Source organism: Streptomyces sp. NPDC055815 (assembly GCF_053616475.1).
In genome coordinates this window covers 116,418-128,923 of the sequence record NZ_JBSHDU010000006.1, presented here as the reverse complement: position 1 = coordinate 128,923, position 12,506 = coordinate 116,418, and the positions used below count along the sequence as shown (strand labels likewise).

The 12,506-nt window shown below is 72.2% G+C and carries 9 protein-coding genes; 6 read left to right on the top strand and 3 right to left on the bottom strand.

The window, feature by feature from the left end:
* Window positions 1-12: 12 nt before the first annotated feature.
* Window positions 13-1,116 (bottom strand): DNA polymerase III subunit beta, encoded by a 1,104-nt coding sequence (dnaN, locus tag ACWGN5_RS06855; RefSeq protein WP_453511779.1) that lies wholly within the window; start codon window positions 1,114-1,116, stop codon window positions 13-15.
* A 196-nt stretch (window positions 1,117-1,312) separates the two neighbouring features.
* Here dnaN and ACWGN5_RS06850 point away from each other — a divergent pair, with 196 nt between their 5' ends.
* Window positions 1,313-2,140: a hypothetical protein gene (locus tag ACWGN5_RS06850; RefSeq protein WP_453511778.1), complete on the top strand. Its 828-nt coding sequence runs from the start codon at window positions 1,313-1,315 to the stop codon at window positions 2,138-2,140.
* Between the two features lie 112 nt (window positions 2,141-2,252).
* On the opposite strand, the gene ACWGN5_RS06845 is transcribed toward ACWGN5_RS06850, so the two are convergent.
* A complete protein-coding gene (locus tag ACWGN5_RS06845) occupies window positions 2,253-2,864 on the bottom strand; it encodes a YceI family protein (protein WP_453511776.1) in 612 nt (203 codons plus the stop codon).
* 225 nt (window positions 2,865-3,089) lie between these two features.
* Here ACWGN5_RS06845 and ACWGN5_RS06840 point away from each other — a divergent pair, with 225 nt between their 5' ends.
* From ACWGN5_RS06840 to ACWGN5_RS06820, 5 genes are all read left to right on the top strand, one after another.
* On the top strand, window positions 3,090-3,599 hold the full coding sequence (locus ACWGN5_RS06840; RefSeq protein ID WP_453511775.1) for a hypothetical protein: 510 nt from the start codon (window positions 3,090-3,092) through the stop codon (window positions 3,597-3,599).
* A gap of 128 nt (window positions 3,600-3,727) precedes the next feature.
* On the top strand, window positions 3,728-7,582 hold the full coding sequence (locus tag ACWGN5_RS06835; protein WP_453511774.1) for an endo-alpha-N-acetylgalactosaminidase family protein: 3,855 nt from the start codon (window positions 3,728-3,730) through the stop codon (window positions 7,580-7,582).
* Window positions 7,583-7,689: 107 nt separating this feature from the next.
* Window positions 7,690-10,011 (top strand): polysaccharide lyase 8 family protein, encoded by a 2,322-nt coding sequence (locus ACWGN5_RS06830; protein ID WP_453511857.1) that lies wholly within the window; start codon window positions 7,690-7,692, stop codon window positions 10,009-10,011.
* 153 nt (window positions 10,012-10,164) lie between these two features.
* Window positions 10,165-11,748 (top strand): acyl-CoA carboxylase subunit beta, encoded by a 1,584-nt coding sequence (locus tag ACWGN5_RS06825; RefSeq protein WP_453511772.1) that lies wholly within the window; start codon window positions 10,165-10,167, stop codon window positions 11,746-11,748.
* A gap of 14 nt (window positions 11,749-11,762) precedes the next feature.
* The gene (locus tag ACWGN5_RS06820) at window positions 11,763-11,957 is read left to right on the top strand and encodes an acyl-CoA carboxylase subunit epsilon (RefSeq protein ID WP_369146724.1); all 195 of its coding nucleotides are present in this window, start codon (window positions 11,763-11,765) and stop codon (window positions 11,955-11,957) included.
* A 243-nt stretch (window positions 11,958-12,200) separates the two neighbouring features.
* Here ACWGN5_RS06820 and ACWGN5_RS06815 read toward each other — a convergent pair.
* A partial coding sequence (locus tag ACWGN5_RS06815; protein WP_453511771.1) for a GTP-binding protein occupies window positions 12,201-12,506 on the bottom strand: 306 nt, incomplete at its 5' end.

The window sequence follows — 12,506 nt, the reverse complement described above, 5'->3', positions numbered from 1 at the left end:
GTCCTGCAGGAGTCAGACCAGCGGCTTCACCGACATCAGCAGATGGCGGTGGGTCGCGTCCGGGCCGTCGGTGAGCAGGGCGCGCTGGCCCGGACCCAGGAGGTGGAAGTGGACCTCGGGGGCGTCCAGGGAGCCCAGGGCGTCCAGGAGGTAGCCCGGGTTGAAGGCGACCGTCAGGGACTCCGCCCCGGTGAGACCGGCCGGGAGGCGCTGGGAGGCCACGTCGTCCTCGTAACCCGCCTGGAGGTGGAGGCCGGTCGGGGAGAAGGCCAGCTGGACCGGGCTGTCGCCCTCCGCGACGACCGCGACCCGCTTGACGGCCTCGGCCAGCGGGGCCCGCTCGGTGACGGCGAGGGCGTGCTCGCCGAGGGCGAAGAGCTTGTCGTGACGGGGGAGCCGGCCGTCGAGCAGCCGGGTGGTGGTGCGGGTGCCGCCGCTCTCGAAGCCCAGGGAGCCGGAGTCGAGGGCGAGGCGGGCCGGGCCCGTGCCCGCGAGGGAGCGGGCGATCTCGGTGAGGCGGCGGGCCGGGACGACCACGTCGGCGCCCTCCGCGGGGGCACCGGCCTCCGGCTGCCACTCCAGGGTGCGGACCGCGTACCGGTAGCGGTCGGTGGCGGCCAGCGTCATCCTCGCGCCGTCCAGGGCGAGCCGTATCCCGGTCAGGACGGGCAGCGCGTCGTCACGGCCCGCCGCCACGGCGACCTGGCCGACCGCCGCGGCGAAGGCGTCCCCGTCCACCAGGCCGCGGACCTCGGGCAGCGCGGGCGCGGCCGGGTAGTCCTCGAGCGGCAGCAGGGAGAGGCCGAAGCGGGCGTCGCCCGAGGTCACCGAGAGACGGGCGCCCTCCACGGCGAGCTCGGCGGGGCCCTTGGGCAGCACCTTGCAGATGTCGAGCAGGCGCCGGCCGAGGACCAGCGCCCGGCCCTCGACGGCGGTGTCGGCCTCGACCTCGACGCGGGCCGAGGCCTCGTGGTCGAGGCCCGAGACGCGTAGTCCGCCGTCCGCCGCCTCCAGGAGCAGGCCGCCGAGGACGGGCATGGGGGAGCGGGCCGGCAGGACGCGCGCGGCCCAGGCCACGGCGTCGGTCAACACGGCGCTGTCGATGCGGAGTTCCATGCCGGGGACGCTATCCGTCGGCACTGACAACGCCGCCGCCGACAAGGGCGGTCGGGCGCCGGACCGACGGTTCCGGGCAGGGGACCGTCCGGTCCCGGCGGTCGGCGGCGAAGGCCGTCTGACCTGCGCGATCGCGCTGGCGGCTGATGCGAGATCGTGATCGCCGCGGGCCCGTCGCGCCCCTACGATCCTCGTCATGATCACCCTTGCCGTCGACCCCTCCTCGGAGGCCTACGCCCAGGGCCAGGCCATGGGGGCGCTCCTCGTCTCCCTCCTGGCCGCAGCCCTGGTGTGGCGCTTCACCCGCTCCTGGCGCCACGAGACCCCGGGCCCCCGCGCCGCGGCCGCGCCCCTGCCGCTCGCCGAGGCCGCGGTGGCCGACGCGCGCGTCACGGACGGCGGCAGCGACGGTTCCTGGGCGCGGGCCCGCCGCCGGCGGACGATCGTCCTCGGCGTGGTCGCGCTGATCGTCGCCCTCGGGGTCACGAAGGCGCTCTCGTACGAGGGCAGGCCCCCGGCCGCGCGGTCGGGCGCCGGTTCCGCCGAGGCGGCCCTGGCCTCGGCGAAGCCGGGGGAGACCGTCCGGGCCCGGGTCGTCGAGGGGCCCGCCCGGGTGGGCGAGTACCGGATCCTCACGGGGGACGACCCCTTGAAGGGGAAGAAGAAGCCGAGCGGCAAGCAGTGGTACTACGACCGTGACGGCGACGGCGCCCCGGACCTGATGCTCGGCATCAACGCCGTCGAATGGGACCCCTCGCTCCTCGCCGAGAAGCAGAAGGACACGCTCGACCAGGAGCTGCGGAACTTCTTCGCCGGAGCCAAGGCGGAGGACGTCACCGCCTTCGACGCCGGACCCTGGGGCGGGAACCTGAGCTGTGGGACCCTCGCGGCCTCCGGGACGCTGCTGTGCGCGTGGACCGATGCCGAGACCTTCGGCAGCGTGCTGCTCGGGGGAGAGTCCGACCTCGCGGGGGCCGCGAAGACCGCCCTCGCCTTCCGGACCGCCTCCGAGAAGCGCGGCTGACGCCGCCGGTACGCCGGGAAACGCCGAGCGCCCGTCTTCCGCGAAGCTGCGGAGGACGGGCGCGCTCGTGTGTCCGGGGGCCGGACGCGGCCTTACGGGTTCCCGGAAGGGATCAGGCGGCGTTCTTGATCGCGGAGATGTCGAAGTTCAGCTTGACCTTGTCGCTGACCATGACGCCACCGGTCTCCAGGGCCGCGTTCCAGGTCAGGCCCCACGCGGAGCGCAGGATCTCGGCGGAGCCCTCGAAGCCGACGCGCTCGTTGCCGTAGACGTCCGTGGCGGTGCCGTTGAACTCCAGGTCGATGGCGAGCGGCTTGGTGACGTCCTTGATGGTCAGGTCGCCGGTGATCCGGTACTTCTCGCCGCCCAGCTGCTCGGCGCTCGTGGAGCGGAAGCTCATCAGCGGGAACTGCTCGGCGTCGAAGAAGTCGCCGCTGCGCAGGTGGCCGTCACGGTCGCCGATGCCGGTGTCGATGGAGGCGATCTTGACGTCGATCGAGGCGGTGGAGGCGCCCGGGTTCGCGCCGTCGAGCGTCAGCGCGCCCTCGTGCTCGGCGAAGGTGCCGCGGACGTTGGTGACCATCGCGTGGCGGACGGTGAAGCCGATGCTGCTGTGGGCCGGGTCGATGGTGTAGTCGCCGGTCAGGGCGGCCAGTGCCGGGTCGACGGGGAGGGTGGCGGTGGTGGTGGCGGACTCGGTGTTCTTGCGGCCGAAGAGACCCATGACGTGCTCCTTGTCGGTGTTTGTTGAACCTTCAACGAGAACGACTGTAGCCCTATTCCGTTCAACATTCAACATCTGTGGAAGAAGTTCACCCGGGCGAGATCTCCAGGGCACCGACGCCCTCTGGCGGACGCGCGTAGAACTACGGCACCATCTCCCTGCGCGACGAGCACCACCTGCACAGCCGTCCCCACCCGTCACGGTCACCAGCAGGAGGCAACCCCCGTGAAGCTCCGCTCCGTCCTCACCGCACTCGGCCTCGTCCTCGGCGCCCTCTTCGCCCCCGGATTCGGCGCCCTCTCCACCGCCACCGACGCCCACGCCGTCACCAAGATCAGCCACGCCACCGCGACCTCGATGTTCCGCGCGTCCGGGATCACCTGGTCCTCGTCCGGCAACTGCTCGGACCGCTACAACTCGACCTGTACGTCCTTCGAGCAGCTCAACCTCGCCACCGCCCAGGGCGCCCAGACCCTCAAGAGCGCCAGCGGCTGCGCCCTCAACATCACCGGCGGCACCGAGACCGGCCACGCGAGCGGCACCTACTCGCACTGGAACGGCTACAAGCTCGACTTCAGTAAGTACACGTGCCTCGGGAACTACATCAAGAACACCTTCACCTACATCGGGCTGCGCGGTGACGGAGCCCCGCAGTGGAAGTCCGGCGCGGGCAACGTCTACGCCGACGAGGGCAACCACTGGGACGTGACCTACTACAACTGCGGCGGCTGCTGACCCGTACCCGGCCCAACGCGCCCCCTTCGGTGGTCACTTGGACTAACCGAAGGGGGTTCTTGGACTGGAGGGGCCCGCGCGGCGCGATCTCGTTGACGGTGCCGCCGCGGCGCGGCTGACTGGTCCGCATGTCCCTCCCCCTCTCACCCAGACTCCGTGCGGCCTGCGCGCTCGCGGCCGCCTCGGCCACGGTGTTCGCCCTGTCCGGGCCCGCCCTCGCCGAAGGCACCACGGCCGCCGCGGCCACCGCCACCACCGCCGACACCCTCATCGGCTCCGAGCAGCTCTCCGTCGCCGTCGCCGAGGACTTCCCCCGCGTCCTCTCGTACACCGACCGCGCGAGCGGCGCCCGCCTCCTCGGGAGTACGGCCCCGGTCACGCAGGTCGTCCTCAACGGCACCCCGCACGCCGTCCAGGCCAAGGGCGCCCCCGTCCTGACCGCGACCTCCGCCGCGTACACCCTGGCCTTCCCCGACCTGCCCGGCGTCGAGATCGACGCCCGGCTGAGCGTCGACGGCCGCACCACCACCTTCAAGGTGACCGCCGTCCGCGACACCGAGGCCTTCCGCGTCGGCACCATCGACGTCCCCGGCCACGACCTGGTCTCCGTCGGCTCCTCGGACGCCGGCGCCGCGACCGCCTTCACCCGGCTCGACCCGGACTCCACCCGTACCGCCGACGTCTTCGCCCAGGTCACCGACGCCACCGCCGCCGAGACGAACCCGGTCGGCGCGAGCTACGCGATCGTCAACACCGGCCGGCTCGCCGCCGCCGTCGAGTCCAACTCCAGCTACGACAAGCCCTCCGGCGCCTCCGCCCGCGACGGCGCCCGCTTCTGGCACCAGGCCCGCAGGAGCGGCACCGAGACCCGCGTCGGCGTCTGGTCCGGCCAGTGGACCTACCGCGGCGCCGGCGCCCCGCAGCCCGAGAGCGGCGACGGCCTGCCCTGGGCGAAGGTCGTCGTCACCCCCGACGCCAACGCCGACGGCACCACCGACTGGCAGGACGGCGCCGTCGCCTTCCGCACGATCGGGATCCAGGCCCCCGGCAGCGCGCAGACCCCGAACCGGGTCGTCGCCCACATCCCGTTCAACTTCGCCTCCCAGGCCACCCACCCCTTCCTGCGCACCCTCGACGACGTCAAGCGGATCTCGCTCTCCACCGACGGACTCGGCCAGTTCGCGCTGCTCAAGGGGTACGGCTCCGAGGGCCACGACTCCGCCCACCCCGACTACGGCGGCAACTACAACAAGCGGGCCGGCGGCCTCGCCGACCTCAACACCCTGCTCCGCGAGGGCAGGAAGTGGGGCGCGGGCTTCGGCGTCCACGTGAACGCCACCGAGTCGTACCCCGAGGCGAAGAACTTCAGCGAGACCCTCGTCGACAAGACCAAGCCCGGCTGGAACTGGCTCAACCAGAGCTACTACATCGACCAGCGCCGGGACGTGAACAGCGGCGACCTCGCCCGCCGCTTCCAGCAGCTCCGCGACGAGACCGACCCCAACCTGTCGATGCTCTACATCGACGTCTACTACACGCACGGCTGGATCGCCGACAAGACCATGCAGGCCGTCCGGGCACAGGGCTGGAACGTCGCCACCGAGTGGTCCGAGAAGTTCGAGCGGGCCTCCCTCTGGTCCCACTGGGCCAACGACCTCGACTACGGCGGAGCCACCAACAAGGGCCTCAACTCGAAGATCATCCGCTTCATCCGCAACGGCGAGAAGGACGTCTGGAACAACCACCCGGTCCTCGGCCAGACCGCCCTCGTCGACTTCGAGGGCTGGACCGGCGAGACCGACTGGAACGCCTTCTCCGCCAACATCTGGCAGCGCAACCTCCCCGCCAAGTACCTCCAGCAGCAGAAGATCACCCGCTGGACCGGCGACGACCTCACCTTCACCGGCGGCGTCCGCGGCACCGTCGAGAACGGCCGCCGCGCCTTCTACGAGAACGGCCGCAAGGTCCTCGACGGCGAGAGCTACCTGCTCCCCTGGGACGGCGGCAAGAAGCTCTACCACTACAACAAGGCCGGCGGGAAGACGAGTTGGGCCGTCCCCGGCTCCACGCGCGCGTACACCGTGTACAAGCTCACCGACAACGGGCGCGTGAAGACCGCCACCGTGCGCCCCTCCGGCGGACGGATCACCCTCGACGCGGTCGCCGGACAGCCCTACGTCCTCTACCCGGACAGCGCCCCCGCGCAGACCGCCCCGCAGTGGGGCCAGGGCACCCCGGTGAAGGACCCCGGCTTCAACGACGCGAAGCTCGCCGCCTGGACCAAGGCCGGCACCGTCACCCGTGACACCGACGGCCAGGGCCGCAACAGCGCGAAGCTCGCCGGCACCGCCACCGCCTCGGTCCGGCAGCAGATCACCGGCCTCACCCCCGGCGAGCGGTACACCGCCTCCGCCCTGATCGAGGTCGAACCCGGGAAGACCCGCCCCACCACCCTCTCCGCGGGCGGCGCCTCGGTCACCGTCGAACGCTCCTCCCTGGAGAACCAGGTCGCCGCCTCCGACTGGAACGGCACCCGACTCCAGCGCGCCAAGGTCACCTTCACCGCACCCGCCGACGGCTCCGTCCCGCTGCGGATCGAGGCCGCGAGCGGCAGCGCGGCGACCGTCCGGATCGACGACGTGCGGATCGTCGCGAACGACCCGGCGACGAAGGCGGGCACGCTCGCGTACGAGGACTTCGAGGCCGTCGACCAGGGCTGGGGCCCCTTCCTCAAGGGCGACTCCGGCGGCACCACCGACCCCCGCACCCACATCGCCCAGCTGCACGCCCCGTACACCCAGGCCGGCTGGAACGGAAAGCTGATCGACGACGTGATCGGCGGCGCCGAGAGCCTCAAGTCGCACGACGAGAACAGCGGACTCGTCTACCGGACCGCGCCCTGGACCGTCCCGATGAAGGACGGCCACGACTACCGCGTGGAGTACGACTACCAGTCCAGCCACGCGGGCGCGTACGAGTGGGTCACCGGCTACGACCGCACGAACGGCAACGGGCCGGCCGTCGAGACCCGCCGCACCCCCCTCGGGCAGCAGAGGACCACCGGGCACTTCACCGAGACCGTCACCGCGGGCTGCGGCGACACCTGGACCGGCCTGCGCAAGCGCGAGGACGCCCCGGAAGGCGCCGACTTCGTCCTCGACGGCTTCACCGTCACCGACCTCGGCCCGGCCGCCGAGCGCGCCGCCTGCGGCACGCTCACCGTCACCGCGCCCGAGACCCTGGAGCCCGGCCGCCCGAACCAGGTCACGGCCACCTTCTCCAACGACGAGGCAGCCGACGTCACCGGCGCCCAGGCCGTCCTGACCCTCCCGGAGGGCTGGACCGCCGAACCCGCCGCGCCCCTCGCCCTCGGCACGGTCGCCCCGGGCGGGGAGGCCACCGCCACCTGGCAGGTGACACCTCCGGTAGACGCGGCCTACCAGCCGTACCGGCTGGGCGCCTCCGTCGCGTACGGCCTGGGCGGCGCGCCCCGGAAGCTGACCGCCGCCACCACCGTCCGCACCCTGCCCCCGCCGCCCACCGCCGACAGCTGGGCGAGCGACCTCGACTGGACCTCGGCCGCCAACGGCTGGGGACCGGTCGAGCGGGACCTCTCCAACGGCGAGACCGGCACGGGCGACGGCTCCCCGCTGCGGATCGGGGGAGTGACCTACGCCAAGGGCCTCGGCACCCACGCTCCGGCCAAGGTCCGCTACTACCTCGGCGGCCGGTGCACCTCGCTCACCGCCGAGGTCGGCGTGGACGACGTCCAGACCACCCGTGGCAGCGTCCAGTTCAGCGTCCTCGCGGACGGCGCGGAGAAGGCGAAGTCCCCGGTCCTCAAGGCGGCGGACCCGGCCTGGTCGCTCACCGCCGACGTCACCGGCGCCTCCTACATCGACCTGGTGGTCGGCGACGGCGGCGACGGGAACGGCAACGACCACGCGGACTGGGGGAGTGCCAGGTTCCACTGCGGGCCCTGAGGGTTCATAGCAAGCGCTTGCCGTGCTCATTGATTGCGTCGGAAACAGGGTGTTACACCGGGCGCCGACCGGTCTCCACCACTTCCCCCCGGGAGGCTCCCGTGTCCCTGTCCCTCTGGTCCCGCCGCACCTTCCTGAGCACGACGGCCGCCGCCGCGGCCACCCTCGCACTGGCCCCCCAGGCCCACGCGGCCGCCTCGGCCGACGAGTTCGAGACCCTGCGGCTCCGCTGGCTCGACCTCCAGCTCGGCTCCGGCTTCGACGCCGGGGCCGAGCCCTACGCCGGAAAGCTCGCCGAGACGGGCACGCTCGCGCGTTCCTTCCGCGCGAGCATGGCCGCCACCGCCACCTCGCTCTGGCCCGACGCCCCCTTCGACCCGCCGGCCGGCATCTCCCAGAGCTACAGCCGCCTGTGGACCATGACCCAGGCGTACCTCCAGCCCGGTACCGGCCTCACCGGCGACGAGAGCCTGCTCGCCGACGTGCTGCGCGGCCTCGACCACCTCTCCGCCACGGTCTACCGGGCGGGCGCCCCGCGCTACGGCAACTGGTGGGAATGGCAGATCGGCGCACCGCGCCTCCTCATGGACATCGTCGCCGCGCTCCACCCGCGCCTCGGCCCCGAGCGCATCGCCGCCGCCTGCGCCGCCGTCGACCACTTCGTGCCCGACTCGGTCCTCGCGAACTACTCCGGCACCTCCACCGGCGCCAACCGCGTCGACCTCTGCCGCTCGGTCGCCCTGCGCGGCGTCCTCGGCGCGAACCCCGCCAAGATCGCGCTCGCCCGCGACGCCCTCTCGCCCGTCTTCCCGTACGTGACCCAGGGCGACGGCCTCTACGCCGACGGCTCCTTCGTCCAGCACACCTGGGTCGCCTACTCCGGCACCTACGGTCAGGTCATGCTCGACGGCCTCGGCCGGCTCTTCACCCTCCTCGCCGGCTCCACCTGGGCCGTGACCGACCCGAACCGCCAGATCGTCCTCGACAGCGTCGAGAAGGCCTACGCGCCCTTCATCTACGACGGCCTGATGATGGACAGCGTCAACGGGCGTGCCATCAGCCGCGGTTACCTCAAGAACGACGACCGGCGGATCATGCGCTCCGACCACTTCCACGGCCAGGGCGTCATCGCGGCCATCGCCCTCCTCGCGGGCGGCGCCTCGGCCGCCGAGCGGGACCGGTGGCACGCGCGCGTGAAGGGGTGGATCGAACGCGACACCGTCTCCCCGATCCTGGCCGCCCGCCAGTTCGGCGTCGCCGACCTCGCCCGGCTGCACGCCGTGGCCGCGTCCCCCGTCCCCGCCGCCCCCGAACCGACCGGCCACCGGCTCTTCGCCGCCATGGACCGGGCCGTCCACCGCCGCCCCGGCTGGGCCGCCACCCTTTCCATGGCCTCGAACCGGATCACGTACTACGAGTGCGGCAACGGCGAGAACCCGCGCGGCTGGCACACCGGCGCCGGGATGCTCTCCTGGTGGACCCCGGACCTCGGCGACCAGTACACCGACTGGTTCTGGCCCACGGTCGACCCGTACCGCCTCCCCGGCACCACCGTCTCCACCAAGCGCCTCGCGGACCGGGCGGGCGGCGAGTGGGGCGCGCCCAAGCCGGCCGTCCGCTGGGTCGGCGGGGCCACCGACGGCGAGTACGCGGCCGTCGGCCAGCACCTCAAGGGCCTCGGCTCCACCCTGGAGGCCCGCAAGTCCTGGTTCTGCGCGGCGGACACGGTCGTCTGCCTGGGCGCCGGGATCACCGCGAAGGACGGGGTGCCGGTCGAGACGGTGGTCGACAACAGGATGCTCGGGGAGAACGGCGGCCAGGCCTTCACGACCGGCGAGGGCTGGGCCCATCTGGAGGGCCACGGTGGCTGGGTCTTCCCGCAGGGGGCCGGGAACCTCCACACCCTCCGCGAGGACCGCACCGGCGCGTGGAGCGACATCAACACCACCAGTTCCACCGAGCGCCGCACCCGCCGCTACCAGACCCTCTGGCTGGACCACGGCACGGACCCGGTCGCCGCCTCGTACGCCTACCTCCTGATGCCGGGCGCCTCCCCGCGCACGCTCGCCGCCCGCGCCGCCGACCCCGGCTGGCTGCACGTTCTCGACAACACCGCCGAGCGGCAGGCGATCGCCGTCCCGTCCCTCGGACTGACCGCGGCGAACTTCTGGCAGGCCGGTACGGTGGGACCCCTCACCGTCGGCGCGCCCGCGAGCGTCCTCGTCCGGCGCCGCCGCTCGATCCTCGGCCTGAGGGTCTCCGAGCCGCTCCGCACGGGGCAGCCGCTGGAGCTGGAGTGGAACCGCCCGGTCCGCCGGGTGATCGCCCACGACCCCTCGGTGGAGGTCCTCGCCACCGGCCCCGCGCTGCGGCTGCGGATCACCCCGGGTACCGGGGGGACGACCCATGGTTGCGAGGTTCTGCTCTAGGTCTATGTCGGAACCCCACAAACACAGGGGGTGCCTGGCTGTTGACTCGGGCTGGACGGGCGAGGGTTCTGTCCAGCCCCACCAGGATTCGACACGCGAGACTGTACGGAGTCGACGGCGGGGTTTTCTTGCGTGACTTCGTAGGGTCGGAACATGACCGTTGTGGACCAGATCCCGAGCGAGCCCGCTGACGCCCGTGGCCGAGTGGCCGAGCTGCACGTCCTGCGCGAGCAGGCGCTCCGTGGCCCGAGTGACCGCGCTACCGAGGCCCAGCACGCGAAGGGCAAGCTGACGGCGCGTGAGCGCATCGAGCTGCTGCTCGACCCTGGTTCCTTCAGCGAGGTCGAGCAGCTGCGCCGGCACCGCGCGCAGGGCTTCGGCCTGGAGGCCAAGAAGCCGTACACCGACGGTGTCATCACCGGCTGGGGCACGGTCGAGGGCCGCACGGTCTTCGTCTACGCGCACGACTTCCGGATCTTCGGCGGCGCCCTGGGCGAGGCCCACGCCACCAAGATCCACAAGATCATGGACATGGCCATCGCGGCCGGTGCCCCGCTGGTCTCCCTGAACGACGGCGCCGGCGCCCGCATCCAGGAGGGCGTCTCCGCGCTCGCCGGCTACGGCGGCATCTTCCAGCGCAACACCAGGGCCTCGGGTGTCATCCCGCAGATCTCGGTGATGCTCGGCCCGTGCGCCGGCGGCGCCGCGTACAGCCCGGCGCTCACGGACTTCGTGTTCATGGTCCGCGAGACCTCGCAGATGTTCATCACTGGCCCGGACGTCGTCAAGGCGGTCACCGGCGAGGAGATCACCCAGAACGGCCTCGGCGGCGCCGACGTCCACGCCGAGACGTCGGGCGTGGCGCACTTCGCGTACGACGACGAGGAGACCTGCATCGCGGAGGTCCGCTACCTCCTGTCGATGCTCCCGCAGAACAACCGCGAGAACCCGCCGACCGTCGCCTCCGAGGACCCGGCCGACCGCCGCTCCGACGTCCTCCTCGACCTCGTGCCCGCCGACGGCAACCGCCCGTACGACATGCACAAGGTCATCGAGGAGCTCGTCGACGACGGCGACTACCTGGAGATCCACGAGCGCTGGGCCCGGAACATCATCTGCGCCCTGGCCCGGCTCGACGGCCAGGTCGTCGGCATCGTCGCCAACCAGCCCCAGTCGCTGGCCGGCGTCCTCGACATCGAGGCGAGCGAGAAGGCCGCGCGCTTCGTCCAGATGTGCGACGCCTTCAACATCCCGATCATCACCCTTCTGGACGTACCCGGCTTCCTGCCCGGCGTCGACCAGGAGCACGGTGGAATCATCAGGCACGGCGCGAAGCTGCTGTACGCGTACTGCAACGCGACCGTGCCCCGGATCTCCCTGATCCTGCGCAAGGCCTACGGCGGCGCCTACATCGTGATGGACTCCCAGTCCATCGGCGCCGACCTGACGTACGCCTGGCCCACCAACGAAATCGCGGTCATGGGCGCCGAAGGCGCCGCCAACGTCATCTTCCGCAAGCAGATCGCGGAGGCCGAGGACCCCGAGGCCATGCGGGCCCGCATGGTCAAGGAGTACAAGGCCGAGCTGATGCACCCGTACTACGCGGCGGAGCGCGGCCTGGTCGACGACGTCATCGACCCCGCCGACACCCGCCAGGTGCTCATCAGGTCCCTCGCGATGCTCCGCACCAAGCACGCCGACCTGCCGTCCCGCAAGCACGGCAACCCGCCTCAGTAAGAGGAGTCATCCACGTGACCACCCCTGCCAACCTTCTCCGCGTCGAGAAGGGCACCGCCGAGCCGGAGGAGCTCGCCGCCATCACGGCGGTGCTGCTCGCCCGCGCGGCCTCCCAGCCCGCCGAGACCGCCCCGCACGGCCGCACGACGGCCGGCTGGCGCCGCCTGGAGCGCGAGCACGGCTTCCGCGCGCCGCACAGCTGGCGCTGACGCCACCGCTGTACTTGAGAGGCCCCGCACCGAACAGGTGCGGGGCCTCTCGGCTTCCGCCGTTGTGGGCATACGTTCCGCAAGGGCGATGGGGGTCCCCCCTGCTCGAGCGAAGCCGAGAGCTTGGGGGAGGGTGGGCACAACGGAACGGCGCCTCTGCGGGCGCGTCCGCCCCCGGGACCGCAGCACGAAGGCCCCGCACCGATCAAGGTGCGGGGCCTTCTACCGGGCGTCCGTCAGGGACTACCGCAGGCGTGCCATGAGGGCGTGCTCCACCAGCGTGATGAGCGCACTCTTGGCGTCCGCGCGGTGGCGGGCGTCGGTGGTGATGATCGGGGTGTCGGGTCCGATCTGGAGGGCCTCGCGGACCTCCTCCGGCTGGTAGGGCTGGTTGCCGTCGAAGCCGTTGAGGGCGATGACGAACGGCAGGCCCGAGTTCTCGAAGTAGTCGACCGCGGGGAAGCAGTCGGCGAGGCGGCGGGTGTCGACGAGGACGACGGCGCCGATGGCGCCGCGGACCAGGTCGTCCCACATGAACCAGAAGCGGTC

What these genes read in the sequence shown, in the direction of transcription:
- dnaN (WP_453511779.1), bottom strand. Translation starts at nt 1,116, where the DNA reads ATGGAACTCCGCATCGACAGCGCCGTGTTGACCGACGCCGTGGCCTGG.
- ACWGN5_RS06850 (WP_453511778.1), top strand. Translation starts at nt 1,313, where the DNA reads ATGATCACCCTTGCCGTCGACCCCTCCTCGGAGGCCTACGCCCAGGGC.
- ACWGN5_RS06845 (WP_453511776.1), bottom strand. Translation starts at nt 2,864, where the DNA reads ATGGGTCTCTTCGGCCGCAAGAACACCGAGTCCGCCACCACCACCGCC.
- ACWGN5_RS06835 (WP_453511774.1), top strand. Translation starts at nt 3,728, where the DNA reads ATGTCCCTCCCCCTCTCACCCAGACTCCGTGCGGCCTGCGCGCTCGCG.
- ACWGN5_RS06825 (WP_453511772.1), top strand. Translation starts at nt 10,165, where the DNA reads ATGACCGTTGTGGACCAGATCCCGAGCGAGCCCGCTGACGCCCGTGGC.